The following is a 21483-nucleotide window of genomic DNA, read 5'->3' as shown; positions in this document are numbered from 1 at the left end:
CGTGGACGAATATCCCATCATCGACTTGCCCCACCTACTGCCGGCGGCGCATGGGTTTGCGCGGTTGCCGGCGGACGAGCGCATCCAGCGCCTTCGCGCCGACCGCTGGATCGGCTACCCGCGAGCGGTCGAAGCGTTGAACCGGCTGGAAACCCTGTATGCATGGCCAAACAAGCAACGCATGCCCAACCTGCTGCTGGTTGGCCCGACCAACAACGGCAAGTCGATGATCATCGAGAAATTCCGGCGCACGCATCCGGCCAGCTCCGACGCGGACCAGGAACACATGCCGGTGCTCGTCGTGCAGATGCCGTCAGAGCCGTCGGTGATCCGCTTCTACGTCGCGCTGCTCGCCGCGATGGGGGCACCATTGCGCCCGCGCCCACGGCTGCCGGAAATGGAGCAACTGGCGCTGGCGTTGCTGCGCAAGGTCGGCGTGCGCATGCTGGTGATCGACGAGCTGCACAACGTCTTGGCCGGCAACAGCGTCAACCGGCGTGAATTTCTCAACCTGCTGCGCTTCCTCGGCAATGATCTGCGCATCCCATTGGTCGGGGTCGGCACGCGCGACGCCTACCTGGCCATCCGCTCGGATGACCAGTTGGAAAACCGCTTCGAGCCGATGCTGCTGCCGGTGTGGGAGGCCAACGACGATTGCTGCTCACTGCTGGCCAGCTTCGCCGCGTCGCTGCCGCTGCGGCGACCCTCCCAGATTGCCACGCTGGACATGGCCCGCTACCTGCTCACGCGCAGCGAGGGCACCATCGGCGAACTGGCGCACTTGCTGATGGCGGCGGCCATCGTCGCCGTGGAGAGCGGCGAGGAAGCGATCAACCATCGCACGCTCAGCATGGCCGATTACACCGGTCCCAGCGAGCGGCGGCGGCAATTCGAACGGGAACTGATGTGAAGCCAGCGCCACGCTGGCCACTGCATCCGGCTCCCAGGGAAGGCGAAGCCTTGTCTTCGTGGCTCAACCGCGTGGCCCTTTGCTATCACATGGAGGTGTCCGAGCTGCTGGAGCACGATCTTGGTCACGCTCAGGTTGATGACCTGGACACCGCGCCGCCACTGGCGCTGTTGGCGATGCTCTCCCAGCGGAGCGGCATCGAGCCGGACCGGCTGCGTTGTATGAGTTTCGCCGGCTGGGTGCCTTGGCTACTGGACAGCCTTGATGATCAGATTCCAGACGCATTGAAAACCTATGCGTTCCAGCTCTCGGTGCTGCTGCCGAGACTCCGCCGTAGGACCCGATCCATCACGAGCTGGCGTGCCTGGCTGCCGAGCCAGCCGATACATCGCGCCTGTCCGCTCTGTCTGAACGACCCGGCAAACCAAGCCGTACTGCTTGCATGGAAGCTGCCCCTGATGCTGAGCTGCCCGCTGCATGGCTGCTGGCTGGAATCCTATTGGGGCGTGCCTGGGCGGTTTCTCGGCTGGGAGAACGCCGATACTGCGCCGCGCACCGCCAGCGACGCGATTGCGGTGATGGACCGGCGTACCTGGCAGGCACTGACGACTGGCCACGTGGAACTGCCGCGCCGACGCATTCACGCTGGATTGTGGTTTCGGCTGCTACGCACGCTGCTCGATGAGCTGAACACCCCGCTTTCGACGTGCGGAACCTGCGCGGGGTATTTCCGCCAAGTCTGGGAAGGCTGCGGGCATCCGCTGCGTGCTGGGCAAAGTCTGTGGCGACCGTATGAAACCCTGAACCCGGCAGTACGGTTGCAGATGCTGGAGGCGGCGGCAACGGCAATCAGCTTGATTGAGGTGAGGGATATAAGTCCGCCAGGCGAGCATGCAAAGCTGTTCTGGGCCGAGCCCCAAGCCGGGTTCACCAGTGGCCTGCCGGCGAAAGCGCCGAAGCCCGAACCCGTCGATCACTGGCAGCGTGCGGTCAAGGCCATTGATGAGGCCATCATTGAAGCGCGGCACGACCCCGAGACGGCGCGCTCGCTGTTCGCGTTGGCTTCCTATGGTCGGCGCGACCCCGCTTCCCTGGAACAGTTGCGCGCCACCTTCGCGAAGGAAGGCATCCCCCCGGAATTTCTGTCACATTACGATCTTGATGGACCCTTTGCATGTCTTAGACAGAATGACGGGTTAAGTGACAAATTTTGACGGCCAGAACTTTCCGGTTCACACTGTCACATAATCGAACGTATATGTGACAGGTGAAACATGCTAATCGGCTACATGCGGGTGTCGAAGGCGGATGGCTCCCAGGCAACCGACTTGCAGCGCGATGCGCTGATCGCCGCCGAAGTCGATCCGGCGCATCTTTATGAAGATCAGGCATCCGGCAAACGCGAGGACCGCCCCGGCTTGGCGAGCTGCCTAAAGGCGCTGCGCGAGGGGGATACGCTGGTGGTGTGGAAACTGGACCGGCTCGGGCGTGACCTGCGCCACCTGATCAATACCGTCCACGACCTAACCGGCCGTGGTGTCGGACTGAAGGTGCTGACCGGCCACGGTGCGGCCATCGACACCACGACTGCCGCCGGCAAGCTGGTCTTCGGCATCTTTGCCGCGCTGGCCGAGTTCGAGCGCGAACTGATTGCCGAGCGCACCATGGCGGGCCTGGCTTCGGCACGGGCGCGCGGTCGGAAAGGTGGCCGGCCGTTCAAGATGACGGCCGCCAAGCTGCGCCTGGCGATGGCCGCAATGTGCCAGCCCGAAACCAAGGTCGGCGACCTGTGCCAGGAACTCGGCATCACGCGACAGACCCTGTACCGACACATTTCCCCAAAAGGCGAGTTGCGCCCAGATGGGACGAAACTACTCAACCGCACCTGACAAGTAGTCAGCCTCCGCCTGACGGCGGCGAATCGCAAGCGCTCGGCTTGGCGCTGGTTTCGGTCGCAGTAATGGCCCGTGCCTGGAAGCGCTGATAGCACTCCAACCCGCAGAAGTGCTCGACGTACTCAGCCCCTTCCGGGGTGAAGGCGGCATCGAGCGGGATTTCCTTGCAGCACACGCAGCAAGCGGTGCTCGGTTCGTTGACGTTCATGGTGGTGTTTCTCCATTGGTTGACGAAGCTGGCGAAGGCCGCCGCCGGCATCGGCTTGGCGAACAGAAAGCCCTGCACCGTGTCGCAGCCGGCCTGCCGCAACCACGCAAGGCTGTCGGGCGTTTCCACGCCTTCGGCCACTACCTCCATGCCCAGCCCATGCGCGAGCTGGATCACCGCCCGCACGATGCATTGGTCGCGGGTATCGTCCGGCAGCCTGGCGACGAACGATTGGTCGATCTTCAGCGTGGTGATCGGGCAGCACTTCAGATGTTGCAGGCAGGAATAGCCGGTGCCGAAGTCGTCGGCCGCGAAATGCACGCCGATGGCGCGCAAGGCGTCGAAGGCGGCGAACAGAGCTGGATTGCCGAAGGCGACCGATTCGGTCAGCTCGATCTCCAGCAGCTCGGCAGGCAAGTCCATATCGGCCAGCACCCGCTTTACCTCGGCGTCGAACCTCGGCCCGACCTGGCTCGCAGACATTGACGGCGAGCCGGAACGGCTGCCATGCCAATGCTTGCCACTCGCGCATCTGACGGCAGGCTTCGCCCAGCACCCACGCGCCGATTTCCGGCATCAGGCCGGACGACTCGGCAAGTGGCAGGAACTGGCCGGGTGACAGCAGCCCCAAGCTCGGATGCCGCCTGCGCCAACTCGGTCGCTGTCCATCCGGCGGGGTGCGAGGTCATCATGATCCGCCCCGGAAGGCGCGCAGCAACCGCGCCACGGACAGAACGAACAAACCGGTCAGCGTGAGGGCTGCAATACCCCAATGCTCTCCGAGGAACGCGCCGGCTGTCGTTCCGGCCAGCACAACGGCGAGAATCGGCAAATGGCAGGGACAGGTGAGCACGGCCAGCGCGCCCCACAGATAGCCGGTGAACGGCTTGCGTGTCCCGGTCGGCAAGCGCTCGGGGCCGTTCATGGCAGGCTCTCCGCGTGCTGTGCCGGCTCGGTCGGCAGGGTAGCCAACTGCGCTTCCAGATCGGCCAACCCTTCGCGCCGGCGTTCGACGAACTGGCGCAGCACGGCAAGCTGCGCTGCGGCCTGGTCGCTGTCCGCCGTATCGAGTGCCCGGCACAACCGCGCCAGCGCATCGAGGCCGATGCCCGCTTCGAAGGCAGCCCGCACGAAGCACAGCCGTTGCAAGGCCGCCTCGTCAAACAGGCCGTAGCCGCCTGGGGTGCACGCCACCGGCCGCAGCAGTCCGCGCAGCAGGTAGTCGCGCACGATATGCACGCTCACCCCGGCATTAAGGGCCAGCCGGGACACCGTGTAGGCGTTCATCGAACACCTCCTTTTTCTCACCCGGCGCAGCAGGAAAGCTGCTTCACATCCTTGTTGAAGGTCTGCGCCGCGAGCTTCAGTCCTTCGACCATCGTCAGATAGGGGAACAACTGGTCGGCCAGCTCCTGCACCGTCATGCGGTTACGAATCGCCAGCGCTGCCGTCTGGATCAGCTCGCCCGCTTCCGGCGTGACCGCCTGCACGCCGATCAAGCGCCCGCTGCCCACTTCGGCTACCAGCTTGATGAAGCCGCGCGTATCGAAGTTGGCCAACGCGCGCGGCACGTTGTCCAGCGTGAGTGTGCGGCTGTCGGTCTCGATGCCGTTGTGGTGTGCTTCCGCTTCGCTGTAACCCACGGTCGCCACTTGCGGGTCGGTGAACACCACTGCCGGCATCGCAGTCAGGTTCAGGGTCGCGTCGCCGCCCGTCATGTTGATCGCCGCACGGGTGCCGGCCGCTGCCGCCACATAGACGAACTGCGGCTGATCGGTGCAGTCGCCGGCGGCGTAAATGTTCGAGCTGCTTGTGCGCATTCCCTGGTCGATGACAATGGCCCCTTGCGCGTTGACGGCAACGCCCGCCGCTTCCAGATTCAGGCTGCGCGTGTTCGGCGCGCGGCCGGTAGCGACCAGCAGTTTGTCGGCGCGTATTTCCCCGTGCCCGGTGGTCAGCACGAATTCGCCGCCTTCATGCGCGACCTGGCTGGCCTGCGTGTGATCCAGTACCTCGATGCCCTCCATGCGAAACGCGGCCGTGACGGCTTCGCCGATGGCCGGGTCTTCGCGGAAGAACAGCGTGCTGCGTGCCAGGATCGTCACCTTGCTGCCGAGTCGGGCAAAGGCTTGCGCCAGTTCCAGCGCCACCACCGACGAGCCGATCACGGCCAGGCGTTCGGGAATGGTGTCGCTGACCAGGGCCTCGGTCGAAGTCCAGTAGGGTGACTCTTTCAAGCCTGGAATCGGCGGCACGGCCGGACTGGCGCCCGTGGCAACCAGGCAACGGTCGAAGTCCACGGCGCGCTCGTTACCATCGTTCAAACGAACGATAAGGCTCTGGCCGTCCTTGAAACGCGCTTCGCCGTGCAGAACGGTGATGGCCGGATTGCTGTCCAGGATGCCCTCGTACTTGGCGTGACGCAGTTCGTCGACGCGCGCCTGCTGCTGGGCCAGTAGCCGCTCGCGCAAGATCGTCGGCGGTGTGGGCGGCATGCCGCCATCGAACGGGCTTTCGCGGCGCAGGTGGGCGACGTGGGCGGCGCGGATCATGATCTTGGACGGCACGCAGCCGACATTGACGCAGGTGCCGCCGATGGTGCCGCGCTCGATCAGCGTGACGTGCGCGCCTTGTTCGACGGCCTTCAGCGCTGCCGCCATCGCGGCTCCGCCGCTGCCGATCACGGCGATATGGAGCTTGCCAGCATCCCCGCCAGCCTTGTCACCACTGCCCAGCCATTCGCGCACCTTGCCGAGCAATCCGCCGCCCGCCGGAACCACGGGCGCATCGGCGAGCGTAGCCCGATAGCCGAGTCCGGCCACGGCAGCGGTCAGCGTATCCGGCGATGTGCCGGCCTCGATGGCGAGCCTGGCGCTGCCCTTGGCATAGGACACCTCCGCCGATTGCACGCCGGGCACTTTCTCTAGCGCCTCCTTGACGTGAACCGCGCAGGAGTCGCAGGTCATGCCGGTGATTTTGAGGGTGGTCATTCATCGTTCCTTTTCTGTGTTGGCTGCCGACTCACGCCGTCAGCCTTGTTTCGTGGGGAGTTCGCAACCGTCCGGCCCGCAACGGCGATGTGCCGACGAAACCAAGTCCCAGATCGACACGCCGACCATCAGCGCCAGGCCGGTGTATACGAGCCGTGCGGTCCACCAGTTGCCAAGCAGCCAGACAGTTCCGGCGAACACGATGGCTGGCCCGATCATGCCGAGCAGACTGCGGTGCCATTGGCGATGACTGAGCCAGCCCAGTGCATTCGCCAGCAAAGCCACGATGGCGAACAGCGGCAGTAGCGTGGAAATGAACAGCCCTTCGTATTCCTGTAGAAAACCGAGGCCGATGGCCGTGCCCAAGCTGGCGATGGCCGGGAAGCACGCGGCGCAGCCCATCGCGGAAACAACGCTGCCAAGCGCGCCAGCTTTGTCGGCAATGCGTGTGATCAGTCCCATGATCGCCCCAAGTTAGGGTTCAGTGGCTCACTGCTTGACGCTGGAGGGGTAGCCCGCGTCTCCGGTTGCCTTGGTCAGCTTCTGCACACTGGTCTTGGCATCATCGAAGGTGACCACCGCTTCGCGCGTCTCGAAGGTCACGGCAACTTTGCTGACGCCTTCGACCTTGGAAATCGCCTTTTTGACGGTGATCGGGCAGGTGGAGCAGGTCATGCCCGGTACGGACAGCGTGACGGTCTGGGTAGCGGCCCACACGGGAGCAACAACGGCGGCGAGCACGAGGGAGGCAAACAGTTTTTTCATGGTGAACTCCGATCAGTAGAAAAATGGCATGACATAGGGAAATCCGAGCGCGACCAGAACCAGCACCGCCACGACCCAGAAAATGAGCTTGTAAGTCGCTCGCACTTGGGGAATCGCGCAGACTTCACCCGGCTTGCAGGCTTGCACCGGGCGGTAGATGCGCCGCCAGGCGAAGAACAACGCCACCAACGCTGCACCGATGAAAATCGGGCGATACGGCTCCAGCACGGTCAGGTTGCCGATCCATGCCCCGCTGAACCCCAAGGCGATCAGAACCAGCGGCCCGAGGCAGCAAGCGGAGGCGAGGATGGCGGCCAGCCCGCCGGCGAAGAGCGCGCCGCGCCCGGTTTGTGGTTCAGACATACGCTTGTCCTTTCAAATTTGGATTGGATAGCGTAATCTTACTTCCGTACTTATGTCCGGAGTCAAGCGGTATGGAAAACAATTTTGAAAACCTGACCATCGGCATTTTTGCCAAGGCCGCCGGCGTCAACGTGGAGACCATCCGGTTCTATCAGCGCAAGGGCTTGTTGCACGAGCCGGACAAGCCCTATGGCAGCATTCGCCGCTATGGCGCGGCGGACGTGACGCGGGTGCGATTCGTGAAATCAGCCCAGCGGCTGGGCTTCAGCCTGGACGAGATTGCCGAGTTGTTGCGGCTCGACGATGGCACGCACTGTGAAGAAGCCAGCAGCCTGGCCGAGCACAAGCTCAAAGACGTGCGCGAGAAGATGGCCGACTTGGCGCGCATGGAAACCGTGCTGTCCGAACTCGTGTGCGCCTGTCACTCACGGCAGGGGAATGTTTCCTGCCCGCTGATTGCGTCGCTACAGGGCGGAGAAAGTCTGGCGGGGTCAGCTATGCCTTAGCGTGCTTTATTTTCCGTTTTCTGAGACGACCCCCACCTGATTGATCTCCCCCTTGATCCGCTAAAGAGAACCATAAATTGAGCAGCCTTCGAGACCATCTTGAACACCATCAAGTCATCATCTACTTCGCCGCCGTCGTCCTTGCGGCCGTGGTCGCATCCCTGGTACGTGGCACCGATGCCCTGGAAGGGGCGATAAATCCGGCGCTGGCCCTGATGCTGTTCGTCACCTTCTTGCAGGTGCCGCTTGCCGACCTCGGCCGCGCCTTCACGCGCATTCGCTTCCTGGGCGCGCTGATGGTGTCCAATTTCGTGGTCGTGCCGCTGCTGGTCGCGCTCCTGGTGCAGTTCCTGCCGCCCGACCCGATGGTGAGGCTCGGCGTGCTGTTTGTGCTGCTGACGCCCTGCATCGACTACGTGGTGACGTTCTCGCATATCGGCCGCGCCGATGCCCGCCTGCTGCTGGCTTCTACGCCGGCGCTGCTCATCGCGCAAATGCTGCTGCTGCCGGTCTATCTCGGCGTGTTCCTAGGCGATGCGTCGGCCGACCTAGTGCAGCTCGGCCCGTTCGTTCATGCCTTCGTGTGGCTGATCGCCGTTCCCTTGGCGTCGGCCGCCGTGGTGCAGGTATGGGCAGCGCGAAGCAAGGCCGGGGCGCGTGTCGCGGCCGGCCTGGGCCTGCTGCCAGTGCCGGCAACCGCCCTGGTGCTGTTCATCGTCGTGGCGGCCGTGGTGCCGCAGCTCGGGGCCGCCATCGAGGCCGCCTTGCGCGTCCTGCCTCTTTACGTGGCCTTCGCCGTGGTTGCGCCCCTGATCGGCTGGACAGTCGCCCGCGTGGCCCGGCTGGAAGCGCCGGCCGGCCGCGCCGTGGCGTTCAGCTCGGCCACGCGCAATTCCCTGGTGGTGCTGCCGCTGGCCCTGGCGGTGCCGTGAGCCATTCCCCTACTGCCGGCCATCATCGTGACGCAAACGATGGTCGAGCTGGTCGCCTCGGTGATCTACATGCAATTGGTGCCAAAGCTTGGTAAGGCCCCATCTACTTGCAGTTAGAGCATGGGTCATGGGGAAATCAACCCGACGTAGGATGCAGCCGACTTTTGATATTTCGTGCAGTCATCTTCTAAAAACGACAGTGCTTTTATCAAGGGACCTGCAAGTCGCGGTTCATCCAGGCCCAGGATTAGTAGGGTGGGTTAGGCGCGCCGCCAAGAAGCCTGCCTGGCCGCCGGACTCTCGGCGCGCCGTAACCCACCGGTTCCGCGGCCTTGTTCGGTGGGTTACGGCGCGCGGAAACACCGCAGGAAGGTTGCGGACTCGATGCGATACGCGCCTAACCCCCCTATCTTGGATCTGGACACACGGCCTCCAGAGCGAATTGAGAACTACCGACAAGACCCGCACCCATTTGCGAGACCGGCGAGTGCTCTAGTATCCTACAAGGTTTAATTCGGCGACCGAAATCCCCTCGTATGGAAGACATTTACAAGCCGCAAGCCATCGAACAAGAAGCCCGGGACGCCTGGGAAACCCAAGGCGTTTTCCGCGCCGTCGAAGACCCTGGCAGGGAAAAGTATTACTGCCTGTCCATGTTCCCCTACCCCAGCGGTCGGCTGCACATGGGCCACGTCCGCAACTATACCATCGGCGACGTGATCGCCCGCTATCAGCGCATGCAGGGCAAGAACGTGCTGCAGCCCATGGGCTGGGACGCTTTCGGCCTGCCCGCGGAAAACGCCGCGATGCAGAACAAGGTCGCGCCGGCGGCGTGGACTTATGCCAACGCCGACACCATGCGCAAGCAGCTCAAGTCCTTGGGACTCGCCATCGACTGGAGCCGCGAGATCGCCACCTGTAAGCCCGAATATTATCGCTGGGAACAGTGGCTGTTTACCAAGCTGTTCGAAAAAGGCCTGATCTACAAAAAAGTCGCCCCGGTGAACTGGGACCCGGTGGACCAGACCGTGCTGGCCAACGAACAAGTGATCGACGGCCGCGGCTGGCGCTCGGGCGCGCTGGTGGAAAAGCGCGACATCCCCATGTACTTCATGCGCATCACCGCTTACGCCGAGGAACTGCTCGCCGGACTGGACCAGTTGCCGGGCTGGCCCGAACAGGTGAAAACCATGCAGCGCAACTGGATCGGCAAGAGCCACGGCTGCGAGGTTCACTTCCCCTACGAGGACGGCAGCGATGTCCTGAAGGTCTACACTACCCGCCCCGACACCCTGATGGGCGCTACCTATGTCGCCGTGGCGGCGGAGCACCCGCTCGCTATGGCGGCCGCGAAAGGCAACCCGGAGTTGGCGGAGTTTATCGAAGAATGCAAGCAGGGCGGCACGGCGGAAGCCGAGCTCGCCACCATGGAAAAGAAAGGCATGGCCACAGGCCGCTTCGTCATTCATCCATTAACCGGCGAAAAACTGCCGGTATGGATCGCCAATTACGTACTGTGGGGCTATGGCGAAGGCGCGGTGATGGCGGTGCCGGCGCATGATGAGCGCGACTGGGACTTTGCTGTCAAATATAAGTTGCCAGTCAAACGAGTTGTTTCTAGCGAGCAATTGCTCAGAGATCGCGCTCAAGCAATCGAAGCTTTGAGCAGCGCCGCCATTCAATTCGATAAAACGGAGATTGGCTCGTTTTCTCTTGAATACATAGAAAAAGGATTATTTACAAAGGCGCTGCCAGAAAATGTTCACGATGCAATAGCAATGTTGCATACGCAAATACGACATGAATCCCCGTACACTGAATATGGCATCTTAACCAATTCCGGCAAGTACGACGGTCTCGATTTCCAGCAAGCCTTCGACGCCATTGCCGCCGATCTCGAAGCCAAAGGTCTCGGCCAAAAGCGAACCCAATTTCGCCTGCGCGACTGGGGCATTTCCCGCCAGCGCTACTGGGGCTGCCCGATTCCCATTATCCATTGCCCGAGCTGCGGCGACGTGCCGGTGCCCGAAGACCAGCTCCCCGTGGTGCTGCCGGAGGACGTCACTATCGACGTCGGTTCACCGCTCAAGAAAATGCCCGAGTGGTACCAAACCACGTGCCCGAAATGCGGCGGATCGGCGGAACGCGAGACCGACACCATGGACACCTTCGTCGAATCGTCCTGGTACTACGCCCGCTATGCCTGCCCCGACAGCGGAAACGCCATGCTGGACCAGCGCGCCAAATACTGGCTGCCGGTGGATCAGTACATCGGCGGCATCGAGCACGCCATCCTGCATCTTCTGTACGCACGCTTCTTCCACAAGCTGATGCGCGACGAGGGGCTGGTGGACAGCGACGAGCCCTTCGCCAATCTGCTCACCCAGGGCATGGTGGTGGCACCGACGTTTTACCGCGAAACGGAAGACGGCAAGAAGCACCACTACAACCCGGCCGAAGTGGATGTACAATCGGACGAACGGGGACGGCCCGTAGGCGCGCTCCTGAAATCCGACGGCCAACCGGTCGCGATCGGCGGCACCGAAAAGATGTCCAAGTCCAAGAACAACGGCGTCGATCCGCAGGCCCTGATCGATCGTTACGGCGCGGACACGGCACGCTTGTTCATGATGTTCGCGTCCCCGCCCGACCAGTCGCTGGAATGGTCGGACAGCGGCGTAGAGGGCGCTTTCCGCTTCCTGAAGCGTCTTTGGAAACAGGTCGCCGTGCATGTCGACGACGGTCCGGCCCCGCAATTGGACAAGGTGGCGCTGGATGAGCCGCAAAAAGCCATGCGGCGCCAGACTCACGAAACCCTGCGGAAGGTGCGCGACGACATCGGCCGGCGCTACACGTTCAATACTGCGATCGCGGCCAACATGGAGCTGCTCAATGCCCTGGCCAAGTTCGACGATGCCGGCGATCAGGGACGCGCGGTACGACAGGAAGCGCTGGAGCTCGTGGTGCTGATGCTGTCGCCGATCGTACCCCACATTTGCCATCGGTTGTGGCACGAACTCGGACATGCGGAAACGGTCGCAACCATGGCGTGGCCCGAGGTGGACGAGTCGGCGCTGGTGCAGAACACGGTGGAGATGGTGGTTCAGGTGAACGGCAAGTTGCGCGGCAAGATCACCGTGCCGGTGAACGCCGCCAACGATGCCGTCGAAGCCGCCGCGCTCGGCGATCCCAACGTACAACGCTTCATCGAGGACAAACCGGTCAGGAAGATCATCGTAGTCCCGCGCAAGCTGGTCAATATCGTGGTGTAGATCATGATAAGACGATCTTTCATAACGGCATCGGTTTCGGCGATTCTCGCCGTGATGCTCTCCGCCTGCGGATACCATCTTCGCGGCAGCCTTCCGCCCACGATGCTCGCGAAAACTTTTTTTGTGGAAGGCGTGGGCCGAGGCGATCCGTTCCTGCGGGAATTTTCACGGATCTTGTCCTACACCGGGGGCAGCGTCACGGCGACTCCCGGCCAGGCCGGCGCCGTGATTCACGTCGTCCACGTCAGACAGGATCGCCGCCCCATCGGTCTGAGCAAGCAAGGCCGTGCCAACCTGTTCGATTTGAGCTATCGGCTGGTCTATGAGGTCACCACGCCCCAGGGTGAAATCCTGCTGCCGCGTGAAGAAATCGAGCTGAAACGGGACTATTTCAACGATCAGACCTCGCCTCTCAGTCAAACCCATGAAGAAGTCCAGATCCAGCAGGAGATGCAGCGCGAGGCCGCCGAACTTATGTTTCGCCGCTTGGCTTATGCACTGAACCGCCCGCCTGAAGACGAATCGTGAAACTCTCCGCCGAACAACTGGGAGGACAACTCAAGAAGCGCCTGGCTTCGGTTTATTTCCTGAGCGGGGACGAGCCGCTGCAACTCGCGGAAGCGGCCGACGCGGTACGGCTGGCGGCCCGAAACGCCGGCTACGGCAGCCGCGAAGTGTTCTACGCCGACACCGGTTTCGACTGGAGCCTGTTACAGGAAGCCGCCGATTCGTTTTCTCTGTTCGGGGAAAAACGCATTTTGGACCTGCGCCTCCCGGCGAAGCCGGACAAAACAGCGGGCGCGGCCCTGGTACGTTATGCCGAGCGGCCCGCGGAAGACGCCGTCCTCATCGTCAGCAGCCCAAAGATCGCGGGTGCCGAACAGAAAAGCCGATGGTACCAGGCCATTGACCGGATCGGGATCGTGGTCCAGGTCTGGCCCCTGGAGGGCGAGCAATTGCTGCGCTGGCTGGACCGCCGCCTGAATGCGAGGGGATTGTTGGCCGACCGCTCGGGCATACGCATTCTGGCCGCCCGCATCGAGGGCAACTTGCTGGCGGCCGCCCAGGAAATCGAAAAGCTGCGCATCTTGTACGGCGAGGGCAAGATCGACGACGACCAGATCGTCAAGGCCGTTGCCGACAGCGCGCGCTACGACGTGTTCGACCTTGCCGAAGAAACCCTGCGCGGCCATACCGCGAAAGCCTGCCGCGTACTCGCAGGGCTCAAGGCGGAAGGCATAGCGCCGGCGGTCGCGCTCTGGGCACTGACCCGGGACATTCGCCTGATCGGCAATATCATGGCGCTGCTCGCCCAAGGCACCCCGACCGAATCGGCGCTGGCCAAATGCCAGGTCTGGGACAAGCGCAAACCGACCGTGCTCCAGGCGCTGCAACGCCTGAACCGCGACGGCGTCCAACGGTCTCTACTGCTCAGCGCAAAGGCGGATAGAGTGATTAAAGGCATGGAAACGGGCGAACCGTGGGAGGCGCTTTTGTCGGTCTGCATCAGCCTCGCCGCGCCCCCGGGAGCTCGAGTCATGGCGAGCGTCGGCTGAGGCTTTCGCTCCGGGCTCCGGTCCGCAACATGTCCAGCGCCAGCCCTCGCGAAGAAACCGTGCCCGGACTCGGCGCAACGACCGTTTTTCATTGAACCCATCAACCGTTCCTCATCGACCCATGCAAAATGACATCCAGATTTACATGCTCACGGTAGGCGAGCGGGCTCGCGAAGCCTCCCGTGCCATGAGCCGCGCGGAAACCGGCGCAAAGAACGGCGCCCTCCTGGGCATCGCCGACGCCCTGCAAGACAAGACGCAAGCCTTGTTGGCGGACAACCGGAAGGATCTCGAGGCCGGCCGGCAACGAGGACTCGACAGCGCGATGCTGGACCGGCTGGAACTCACCGAGAAAGGCATCGCCGCCATGGCTCAAGGACTTCGCGAAGTCGCCGCGCTTCCCGATCCGGTGGGCGAAATCACCGACCTCAGCTATCGGCCGTCCGGCATCCAGGTGGGCCGGATGCGAGTGCCTTTGGGCGTCATCGGGATCATCTACGAATCCCGCCCCAACGTGACCGCCGACGCGGCGGCGCTATGCCTCAAATCCGGCAACGCCTGCATCCTGCGCGGCGGTTCCGAAGCGATACATTCCAATAAGGCCATCGCCGACTGCATACGCGAGGGTCTGGAACAGGGCGGACTGCCGCGCGATGCCGTGCAGCTCATCGAAACCACCGACCGCGCGGCGGTCGGCGAACTGATCCGCATGGAACGCCATGTCGACGTGATCGTGCCGCGCGGCGGCAAAAGCCTGATTGAGCGCATCAGCGAAGAATCCCGGATTCCGGTGATCAAACACCTGGACGGCATCTGCCACGTCTACATCGACGACCGCTGCGATTTCGACAAGGCCATTCAAGTCGCCCTGAACGCCAAAACCCAGCGCTACGGTGTCTGTAACGCCATGGAAACCTTGCTGATTGCCGCTCCCGTCGCGCCCATTCTGCTGCCGGATCTGGCGCATCTCTATCGGGAAAAAGGCGTGGAACTCCGCGGCTGCCCGAGAACCCTTCGGATCCTGCCGGACTGCATTCCGGCGACCGAGGAAGATTGGGGCACCGAATATCTCGCGCCGATCCTGTCCATCCGCGTGGTCGAGGGGCTCGACGAGGCGCTGGACCACATCAACCGGCACGGTTCGCAGCACACCGATGCGATCGTGACCGAGGATTACACCCGCGCCCGCCGTTTCCTCCGGGAGGTGGATTCCAGCTCGGTGATGGTCAACGCATCCACCCGGTTCGCCGACGGTTATGAATACGGCCTGGGAGCCGAGATCGGCATCAGCACCAATAAACTGCACGCCCGCGGCCCGGTGGGACTGGAAGGACTGACCACCCGGAAATTCATCGTCCTGGGCGATGGACATATCCGCACTTGATAGGCCGTTTGTTGAGCGGGTTAGCGTAGCCCGCCGGACGGCTTCGCGCCTCAGGTGCCCTAGGTTGGCGATCCCTTGCCGACGAACCGGTTGCGTTGGGCCAGGATTCCCGGCCTACTGCGCATTTCCATCGGTACGCAGGCCGATTGGTCCTGCATTTCGGCTCAACCATCGCAGTCTAAGAAAGTACGCATGATCGGCATCTACGGCGGAACCTTCGATCCCATCCACTACGGCCATCTGCGGACGGCACTGGAAGTCAAGGAAGGGGCCGGAATGGATGAGATCCGCTTTGTACCCTGCCGTTTGCCGCCCCATCGTGCCGAACCTGAAGCCGACCCCGCGCTTCGCCTCAAGATGCTGGAGCTGGCCCTGCATGATGCCGAGCCCGGGTTTAGCATCGACACCCGGGAGCTGGACCGGCAGGGGCCATCCTACATGGTGGAAACACTCGCATCCTTTCGAACGGAGATCGGAAACCGACCCTTGTGCCTGATCGCGGGACTCGACGCCGTCAACGGCTTTCCCCGCTGGCACCGCTGGCGGGAATTATTCGAACTCGCCCACATCGTCGTCATGCGGCGGCCGGGTACGGCACCGGACTTCACGGGAGACTTGGCGCAATATGTAGCGGAGCGTAGCGCCGAGCATGCGGCTGCATTGAGCCTTCGACCGCATGGATCGATCCACTTCGTGGACGTCACCCAGCTCGATATTTCCGCGACCCGCATTCGGGAAACCGTGAGATCGGGCAAAAGCGCCCGCTATTTGATTCCGGAGCCGGTTCTGCGCTTTATCGAAAGCAAACGGCTTTACCGATAATCCCCGAAAGGACGGTTGACCGCTCGGATCCGCCGGGAAAAGTCCGACGCAACCGGACCGGACAGTCGAAGCTTCCTCCGGCGAAGAACGACCAAAGGCATGATCCTTATACCCCGGTCGCGGTAGGCTGTTGCGATGCAGTCCCGCATCACGACGAAGAAAGGGAGGGCCGTAGTCCGCGATCAGCTTGACGGGACACTTGTCAGTACCCCGAAAAACATGCGGGGCTTACCGGCCGATGACTGATTCAAGCGTGCAGGAAGGCGCCGCGGCGATTCCGGGCAGCCACGCCGGTCAAGCCGACCAGCCCGGCACCCAGCAGCCATACGGCCGCGGGCAGCGGTACCGGAGCCGGTTCGCCGCCGGTCAGAATCGCGCTAATGCTCACGCGGATCGAGTTCAGATCAATCCTGGCATCACCGCCGGTGCCCGCCGGCATAGCCCACAGCATGGTTGTCAACAGGACATCGAGTTCTTCGCTGTTGGCGACGGCCAGCTCGAAAAGCGCATTCCAGCTTCCCTCCTTTTCCCCGCCGGTGCCGCCGAGCCGGAACGATTTTTCAGTGGACTCGCGGAACAGCTCGTCGTTGGTAAAATCGTCCAGCCTCAGCCGGCTGTTGACCGAAACGCTGCTGTTCTTTCCCGCCAGCGAGTAGTCGCCGCCCTCGCTCAGGTGGAATTTGTCGACCTGGTAGCCGGCTTTGGCGAGAACCTGAAATTCCAGAACTTCTCTTTGACTCGCGGAGGACGAAGCGGCAGAGATACCGGAAAAATCAAAAGCCAGGCTATCGCCCTCGACGGTTGGCGTCCCGAAGTACTCGAGATCCTCGTCAGCGAATTGGAAATAGACCGACTGCCCTTCCAACAGAGCGGCTTGCGCCGAAATACTGCTGCAAAAGACGAGAGTGCCTGTCATTACACCGATTAGCGTCTTCATGAACGATTGACTCCGTAAAAAATAGTCGGTTAAGAAGGCGAATCCGACGGCTGCCGAAGCAATCCGCGGACATGAGCACGTTTCATCCCAAATCGTGATGGGAATTTCCGGATCGGATCCATGGGCGGCAAAAGCCACCCATGAATTCCGGTCCGGAAGCATAATATCAAATCGAATTCAAGGAAATACCGCAATTTCGGGCATGCAGTGCGAAGACGTACTTTTAGCCAGAACAACACGGTGATGCGTCGTAGGACACACTTCCGCTGCCTGTCATAAAACCGTAACAAACGTCGATTAGCGTTTGCCCCTTTCCAAACATCTCTGACCATGAAAGCTTTTGCAGTAGCCGCTTCGTCGGTACTCACGTTGTTGACTCTTGCCGGCTCGGCCGATGCCGCCCCTACCCTCAAATCGATCGAGTTCATCGGAATGCCTGCCCCCGTCACGGCCGAGGAAAAAACCGATGTCTACACCAAAGCCCGCCTGAAATTGATTTACCGCAACGGTCAAAGCCGAATCTACGATCTGAGCTATCACGAACTGATGGGCACTACCGATTCAATAACCGGGCATATCGTAGGCGGCTTGAGCGATGACCATGACCACCCGCTGACCGACGCTTACGGTCAAATCGCCTCCGATTCTCCGGACGGCAACTCCCTGATGGTGATACCGGGTATGAAAGCGGCCGATCCGGTTCATAACGAGACCCTCGCCCTGGTCACCCAGTACGAATACAAGGAACTGCCGCCCGCCGGGCAGACCGGACGCTTCTGGAGCAAGCTTCCCGCCACCGCGAGCCTGGCCAGGCTCGACCAGGACAAATTCACCGGCGCCCTAAAAGTCGCGGACTATCGGAGCATCAGTTTCGGCAATGTGAACGGCCTTTGGATCGCCTGTGCCGCGTCGATTTCACCCTGGAACACCCATCTCGGCAGTGAAGAATACGAACCGGACGCCAAAGTCCGGGGCGGCGGCAGCAAAGCAGAGGACAGCGACGACACCACCGATATCGATAGCTTCAGCCGGTATTATTTCGGCGATCCCGCCCGGGCCAATCCCTACCACTACGGTTTGGTGCCCGAGGTGAAAATCGACGCCAACGGGACCGCATCGGCGGCCAAGCACTACGTGCTCGGCCGGTTTTCCCGCGAACTGGCCGAAATCATGCCTGATCGCCGGACCGCATACATGGGCGACGACGGGATCAATACCGGGCTGTTCATGTTCGTCGCCGACCGGCCCGGCGATCTGTCCTCGGGGACGCTTTACGCGGCCAAATGGAAGCAGACCGCGGCATCGGACGGTGGCGCGGCGAAGCTGAGCTGGATCCGGCTGGGTTCCGCCTCCGATGCCGAAATCAGGGCCATGGTGGATGAAGGCATCAAGTTCAACGACATCTTCGACGCCAGCAACACCGAACCCAACGAACACGGCTACAAGAAAGTCGTCACCTACACCGGCACCGAATGGCTGCGGCTCAAGCCCCACATGGAGAAAGCCGCGGCTTTTCTGGAGACCCGCAGGTATGCCGCCTATCTGGGAGCCACCACGGAATTCTCCAAAATGGAAGGCGTTACCCACGATCCGGTGGATCGCAAGGCCTTCGTCGCCATCTCCCGCATCGAGAAGGGCATGGCTGACGACACCGGCGATATTCGCCTGCCTCAAAACGACGGCGGGGCGGTTTACGAGCTGAAACTGATGGACGGCCACCGAGCCGGTATCGACAGCCGCTTTGTAGCATCCACCATGAAATCCGTACCTGCGCTTCTGGGCGGATGGCTGGGCAAGAACGGCAACGGCGAAGACAGAAAGGACGCTGAAGGCAACCGCTGCGAACAGGACAAGGTTTGCGGGCCGGACAATCTCAAGTTCTCACGGGTGAGCCGCACGCTCTTCATCGGCGAGGACACCAGCCGCCGCAACAATAACTACGTCTGGGCCTACAACCTCGACAGCCGCCGCTTGGCGCGCATCCTGTCAGTGCCGGTCGGGGCTGAAGCAGCCGGCCTGCAAGTTGTGGAGAATGCCCACGGCTTTTCTTACATCATGAGCAATTTCCAGCATCCCGGCGAGGACGTGAATAAAAGCTACAAGGCGCCCGACAGAGACCTGGTGATCACGAAACTGAACGAAAAATGGCACCACCTGCAACGCGCCGTGGTCGGTTACATCGGTACGCGCGAAGGCGCATTGCCGGCCTGGAAATAAAACGAACCAATCGATCGAACGCAATGTACCACTCTTGGGAAGCCCTGAATAAGCCATTACCCTCCGGGCAAGGGTTGGGTGAAGGCCTGTTAGATCACTCAGTTGCGCAGGTCGCTTCTCCGAATTGGAGACTAAATTAGAGCTTCCTTAAAGTGCAGGCCGGGAATCCTTTCCCGACATAAAGGGCCGATCGACCGTGTACGTCGGCAAAGGATTGCCGACCTACAACCGTGCCGCTGTAGGTCGCGAATCCCTTCGCGGCATTACGGCGCTCGACCCGTGGCTTGCCTCTTGATTTCCAAGACGGTATCTACAAGTTTCCCAATCCGCACCGCTAAACCGCAGTGTAAAGCTCTGCGGCGGGCGATCCCGAACTTCGGAGCATTACGCGGTTGAAGACCGCTTGCCGGGATCGGCTGCGGAGACGAACGACTCGCATCCCCTGATCCAGGTCTTTTCACGCATCCGCTCCAAGCGGCTCACCAGTCTGTGGACAAAACACGGGCAGAGGTCGTCGTAACGCCGGGGCACGAGCCAGGTTTCCGGAAGCTCGCATTCAGCGAGCCGGAAAAATGCGTCACAGAACGCGCAACTGGCGTCGGTGAGACCAGTGAAGTCCAATTCGACCCGCCGTCGAGAACAGCCGCGCAGCGTGTCGATGAGGCATTCGGCCTGGGCCTCGGTTTCCAGCGTCCCGGTCAAGGGCTCGGCAAACCGGACCAAGGCTATGCACAACGGGGAGAAAGGCATGGTGGTCGTGTCGTTCAAAAACTGATATGGGCTAAGAACAAAGACATGGCTCGGAGACTTGCGATGGATATCAGCCGTGCTTGACAGTCTCGAGACCAAACCGTTGAGTCGCACGCTTCCCTTCGGCCGTTTTCCGCCGGCGCGCAGCGAGCGGATGATTCGAATAGGGCCGGTGGTTTTCCAAGCCGCGAATCTCGCAGCGGCCGCCCCGGTCTTGATAGTCGTGGCGAAAATGGTCGATGAACGCCATGACCGTGTGGTCGATGAGATAGGCGTTCGACAAGTCGAAAATCACCGTTTGGCCCTCGGGCAAGGTCGACAGCTCGCTTTTCAGCCCGATGAAATTGGAGAAAATCGCCGATCCGTCGATGCGGACGTGATGAACGCCGGGCGAGGTTTGCGTGAGCGTGTAGTTGATCTTGAACAGGTTCCTGACGTTCACGCCGCGAAGAATGTGAATCGCCAGCTTGGCCACGATGCCGATGAATACGCCCACCAGCAGATCGGTGGCGAGGACCGCCAAAATCGTGATGCAGAACAGCGCCAGCTGCTCTTTGCCGATACCCATGGCCTTGGCGAATTCCCTGGGCGAGGCCAGGCGGAACCCCGTGTAAACCAGCAACGCCGCCAGCGAGGCCAGCGGGATTTCGTGAATGAGCCTGGGGAAGAACAGCACGAACACCCCCAGGAACGCACCGTGAAAGAAATTGGCCCAGGCGGTCTTGGCGCCGTTATGGATGTTGGCCGAGGAACGGACGATCTCGGCGATCATCGGAAGCCCCCCGACGGCGCTCGACAGAAGATTCCCCACCCCCATCGCAGTGAGATCGCGGTTCAGATCCGAATGGCGCTTGTAAGGATCGAGCTTGTCCACCGCCGCGGCGCTCAGCAGCGATTCGAGACTCCCGACCAGGCAGATCGATACCGCCGCCCCCCAGAACTCAATCGTCGCGATTTTGGAGAAATCCGGAAAATAGAAGCTTGCCAGCACGTTTTCCGGAAGCGACACCAGGAATTTCGGCCCCACCGTGTATTCGTGGCGCGGCAGGAATTCCTCCTGCGGCAGAAACAGGTAGACGTGCTTGTGATCCAGATCGAAAACCTGGCCCAGGGTCATGCCGACCACGACCACGATCAAGGGGGCGGGGATCATCTTGAGATAAGGATGCTTGACCCAGGACCAGATCATCAGAATGACCAGGCCGAGCAAGCCGATCAGGGCGATTTCCGGATTGGCGTTCATCACGCTGCGCGGAATCTCGGCGATGGCGGAGAGAATTTCGCCGCCTTCCGGCTTCACCCCGAGCATCACATGGATTTGCTTGGCCATGATGATGATGCCGATGGCGGCCAGCATGCCGTGCACCACCGAAGCCGGGAAATAGGCGTTGAGCTTGCCGGCTTTGAAGACGCCCATCAGGATCTGCAGCACGCTCGCCACCACGATGGCGGCCAGGGTATAGCGGTAACCCGCCATGGCGTCCCCCTGCCCCAGGGACTGCACCGCCGAGAGGATCACCACGATGAGTCCCGCGGCGGGGCCGTTGATGGTGACGTAGGAACCGTTGATTCGGGAAACCAGCACGCCGCCGATCACGGCACTGATGATCCCGGCCATGGGCGGAAAACCCGAGGCCATGGCGATGCCGAGACACAGCGGCAGAGCGATCAGAAACACCAGAAAGCCGGAGACGAGGTCCGACCGCCAATGATCCAAGAGTCCCTGCAAACCGGTCCGTGGCATCCTGCGCAAAGCTTGGTTCGAAGGCATGGTCGCACTCCCAAAGTTACAATAACCGGGTGCGCTGAAGCGACTTCTGTGCCATGCTCAAACGCAGATCTATCCAATTGATTTTGAAAACGTATCATCTCTCGATCGAGACGATGGAATGGGGACTGGTTCAAGTCCCCCACGGCGGTGGTGGATTTGAACCCGGCCCGAAGCGCCGATCGCGAAGGCTACTGCGCCTGGTCGA

The 21483-nt window shown here is 61.8% G+C and carries 21 protein-coding genes and 1 pseudogene; 11 read left to right on the top strand and 11 right to left on the bottom strand.

Annotated elements, in window-relative coordinates:
- The first annotated feature begins 1 nt into the window (after nt 1).
- Genes sS8_RS25160 through sS8_RS25150 form a run of 3 tightly spaced genes read left to right on the top strand, consistent with a single transcriptional unit; the run spans nt 2 to nt 2799 of the window.
- Complete coding sequence (locus sS8_RS25160; RefSeq protein WP_119632162.1) at nt 2–910, top strand: TniB family NTP-binding protein; 909 nt, start codon at nt 2–4, stop codon at nt 908–910.
- Nucleotides 907–2124, top strand: a complete 1218-nt coding sequence (locus sS8_RS25155; RefSeq protein WP_119632161.1) for a TniQ family protein — start codon at nt 907–909, stop codon at nt 2122–2124. The genes sS8_RS25160 and sS8_RS25155 overlap by 4 nt, the downstream gene beginning before the upstream one ends.
- Before the next feature lie 60 nt (nt 2125–2184).
- Nucleotides 2185–2799: a recombinase family protein gene (locus tag sS8_RS25150; RefSeq protein ID WP_119632160.1), complete on the top strand. Its 615-nt coding sequence runs from the start codon at nt 2185–2187 to the stop codon at nt 2797–2799.
- 7 nt (nt 2800–2806) lie between these two features.
- Here the strand turns inward: sS8_RS25150 and sS8_RS30195 are convergent, their stop codons facing one another.
- The 8 genes and pseudogenes from sS8_RS30195 to merT all read right to left on the bottom strand — a co-directional run bounded on the left by sS8_RS30195 (nt 2807) and on the right by merT (nt 7131).
- On the bottom strand, nt 2807–3496 hold the full coding sequence (locus sS8_RS30195) for a DUF3330 domain-containing protein (protein ID WP_456299277.1): 690 nt from the start codon (nt 3494–3496) through the stop codon (nt 2807–2809).
- Between the two features lie 55 nt (nt 3497–3551).
- Nucleotides 3552–3644 (bottom strand): annotated as a pseudogene (locus sS8_RS29700) (hypothetical protein); the annotation flags it as partial.
- Nucleotides 3645–3701: 57 nt separating this feature from the next.
- Complete coding sequence (gene merE / locus sS8_RS25140; protein WP_119632159.1) at nt 3702–3938, bottom strand: broad-spectrum mercury transporter MerE; 237 nt, start codon at nt 3936–3938, stop codon at nt 3702–3704.
- Nucleotides 3935–4300 carry a mercury resistance co-regulator MerD gene (gene merD, locus sS8_RS25135; RefSeq protein ID WP_119632158.1) on the bottom strand — a complete coding sequence of 122 codons (366 nt, stop codon included), beginning with the start codon at nt 4298–4300 and terminating at the stop codon, nt 3935–3937. The genes merE and merD overlap by 4 nt, the downstream gene beginning before the upstream one ends.
- Before the next feature lie 17 nt (nt 4301–4317).
- Nucleotides 4318–6003 carry a mercury(II) reductase gene (gene merA / locus sS8_RS25130; RefSeq protein ID WP_119632157.1) on the bottom strand — a complete coding sequence of 562 codons (1686 nt, stop codon included), beginning with the start codon at nt 6001–6003 and terminating at the stop codon, nt 4318–4320.
- 39 nt (nt 6004–6042) lie between these two features.
- Nucleotides 6043–6465 carry an organomercurial transporter MerC gene (gene merC, locus sS8_RS25125; protein WP_119632156.1) on the bottom strand — a complete coding sequence of 141 codons (423 nt, stop codon included), beginning with the start codon at nt 6463–6465 and terminating at the stop codon, nt 6043–6045.
- Nucleotides 6466–6492: 27 nt separating this feature from the next.
- Nucleotides 6493–6768: a mercury resistance system periplasmic binding protein MerP gene (gene merP, locus sS8_RS25120; RefSeq protein WP_119632155.1), complete on the bottom strand. Its 276-nt coding sequence runs from the start codon at nt 6766–6768 to the stop codon at nt 6493–6495.
- Between the two features lie 12 nt (nt 6769–6780).
- The gene (gene merT / locus sS8_RS25115) at nt 6781–7131 is read right to left on the bottom strand and encodes a mercuric ion transporter MerT (RefSeq protein WP_119632154.1); all 351 of its coding nucleotides are present in this window, start codon (nt 7129–7131) and stop codon (nt 6781–6783) included.
- A 71-nt stretch (nt 7132–7202) separates the two neighbouring features.
- Between merT and merR the strand changes: the two genes are divergently transcribed.
- From merR to nadD, 7 genes are all read left to right on the top strand, one after another.
- On the top strand, nt 7203–7637 hold the full coding sequence (gene merR / locus sS8_RS25110; protein WP_119632153.1) for an Hg(II)-responsive transcriptional regulator: 435 nt from the start codon (nt 7203–7205) through the stop codon (nt 7635–7637).
- Nucleotides 7638–7714: 77 nt separating this feature from the next.
- Nucleotides 7715–8569 (top strand): arsenic resistance protein, encoded by an 855-nt coding sequence (locus tag sS8_RS25105; protein ID WP_197716634.1) that lies wholly within the window; start codon nt 7715–7717, stop codon nt 8567–8569.
- A 536-nt stretch (nt 8570–9105) separates the two neighbouring features.
- The gene (gene leuS, locus sS8_RS25100; RefSeq protein ID WP_119632152.1) at nt 9106–11841 is read left to right on the top strand and encodes a leucine--tRNA ligase; all 2736 of its coding nucleotides are present in this window, start codon (nt 9106–9108) and stop codon (nt 11839–11841) included.
- A 3-nt stretch (nt 11842–11844) separates the two neighbouring features.
- Nucleotides 11845–12369, top strand: coding sequence for an LPS-assembly lipoprotein LptE (locus sS8_RS25095; RefSeq protein WP_119632151.1), 525 nt, complete (start codon nt 11845–11847; stop codon nt 12367–12369).
- Nucleotides 12366–13397, top strand: coding sequence for a DNA polymerase III subunit delta (holA, locus tag sS8_RS25090; protein WP_119632150.1), 1032 nt, complete (start codon nt 12366–12368; stop codon nt 13395–13397). Before sS8_RS25095 ends, holA begins: the two co-directional genes overlap by 4 nt.
- A 121-nt stretch (nt 13398–13518) precedes the next feature.
- Nucleotides 13519–14781, top strand: a complete 1263-nt coding sequence (locus tag sS8_RS25085; protein ID WP_119632149.1) for a glutamate-5-semialdehyde dehydrogenase — start codon at nt 13519–13521, stop codon at nt 14779–14781.
- A gap of 192 nt (nt 14782–14973) precedes the next feature.
- On the top strand, nt 14974–15603 hold the full coding sequence (nadD, locus tag sS8_RS25080) for a nicotinate-nucleotide adenylyltransferase (protein ID WP_119632148.1): 630 nt from the start codon (nt 14974–14976) through the stop codon (nt 15601–15603).
- Between the two features lie 247 nt (nt 15604–15850).
- On the opposite strand, the gene sS8_RS25075 is transcribed toward nadD, so the two are convergent.
- On the bottom strand, nt 15851–16540 hold the full coding sequence (locus sS8_RS25075; protein WP_170161256.1) for a VPLPA-CTERM sorting domain-containing protein: 690 nt from the start codon (nt 16538–16540) through the stop codon (nt 15851–15853).
- A gap of 330 nt (nt 16541–16870) precedes the next feature.
- Between sS8_RS25075 and sS8_RS25070 the strand changes: the two genes are divergently transcribed.
- Nucleotides 16871–18757 (top strand): PhoX family protein, encoded by a 1887-nt coding sequence (locus sS8_RS25070; RefSeq protein ID WP_119632146.1) that lies wholly within the window; start codon nt 16871–16873, stop codon nt 18755–18757.
- A gap of 384 nt (nt 18758–19141) precedes the next feature.
- Here the strand turns inward: sS8_RS25070 and sS8_RS25065 are convergent, their stop codons facing one another.
- Nucleotides 19142–19525, bottom strand: coding sequence for a hypothetical protein (locus sS8_RS25065; protein ID WP_232020430.1), 384 nt, complete (start codon nt 19523–19525; stop codon nt 19142–19144).
- Between the two features lie 52 nt (nt 19526–19577).
- The gene (locus tag sS8_RS25060; protein WP_119632144.1) at nt 19578–21278 is read right to left on the bottom strand and encodes a SulP family inorganic anion transporter; all 1701 of its coding nucleotides are present in this window, start codon (nt 21276–21278) and stop codon (nt 19578–19580) included.
- Nucleotides 21279–21483: the final 205 nt, after the last annotated feature.

The sequence above is a fragment of the Methylocaldum marinum genome, from assembly GCF_003584645.1.
Classification (GTDB): domain Bacteria; phylum Pseudomonadota; class Gammaproteobacteria; order Methylococcales; family Methylococcaceae; genus Methylocaldum; species Methylocaldum marinum.
Note: the sequence above shows the minus strand (reverse complement) of the source record. Positions and strands in the feature narration are given on the sequence as shown.

Bases quoted from the DNA above. Each gene is read 5' to 3' on its own strand.
- sS8_RS25095 (WP_119632151.1), top strand. From the start codon at position 11,845: ATGATAAGACGATCTTTCATAACGGCATCGGTTTCGGCGATTCTCGCC.
- merC (WP_119632156.1), bottom strand. From the start codon at position 6,465: ATGGGACTGATCACACGCATTGCCGACAAAGCTGGCGCGCTTGGCAGC.
- merA (WP_119632157.1), bottom strand. From the start codon at position 6,003: ATGACCACCCTCAAAATCACCGGCATGACCTGCGACTCCTGCGCGGTT.
- sS8_RS25150 (WP_119632160.1), top strand. From the start codon at position 2,185: ATGCTAATCGGCTACATGCGGGTGTCGAAGGCGGATGGCTCCCAGGCA.
- sS8_RS25060 (WP_119632144.1), bottom strand. From the start codon at position 21,278: ATGCCTTCGAACCAAGCTTTGCGCAGGATGCCACGGACCGGTTTGCAG.
- merR (WP_119632153.1), top strand. From the start codon at position 7,203: ATGGAAAACAATTTTGAAAACCTGACCATCGGCATTTTTGCCAAGGCC.
- merD (WP_119632158.1), bottom strand. From the start codon at position 4,300: ATGAACGCCTACACGGTGTCCCGGCTGGCCCTTAATGCCGGGGTGAGC.
- sS8_RS30195 (WP_456299277.1), bottom strand. From the start codon at position 3,496: ATGTCTGCGAGCCAGGTCGGGCCGAGGTTCGACGCCGAGGTAAAGCGG.
- merP (WP_119632155.1), bottom strand. From the start codon at position 6,768: ATGAAAAAACTGTTTGCCTCCCTCGTGCTCGCCGCCGTTGTTGCTCCC.
- merT (WP_119632154.1), bottom strand. From the start codon at position 7,131: ATGTCTGAACCACAAACCGGGCGCGGCGCGCTCTTCGCCGGCGGGCTG.
- merE (WP_119632159.1), bottom strand. From the start codon at position 3,938: ATGAACGGCCCCGAGCGCTTGCCGACCGGGACACGCAAGCCGTTCACC.
- sS8_RS25075 (WP_170161256.1), bottom strand. From the start codon at position 16,540: ATGAAGACGCTAATCGGTGTAATGACAGGCACTCTCGTCTTTTGCAGC.
- sS8_RS25070 (WP_119632146.1), top strand. From the start codon at position 16,871: ATGAAAGCTTTTGCAGTAGCCGCTTCGTCGGTACTCACGTTGTTGACT.
- nadD (WP_119632148.1), top strand. From the start codon at position 14,974: ATGATCGGCATCTACGGCGGAACCTTCGATCCCATCCACTACGGCCAT.
- leuS (WP_119632152.1), top strand. From the start codon at position 9,106: ATGGAAGACATTTACAAGCCGCAAGCCATCGAACAAGAAGCCCGGGAC.
- sS8_RS25085 (WP_119632149.1), top strand. From the start codon at position 13,519: ATGCAAAATGACATCCAGATTTACATGCTCACGGTAGGCGAGCGGGCT.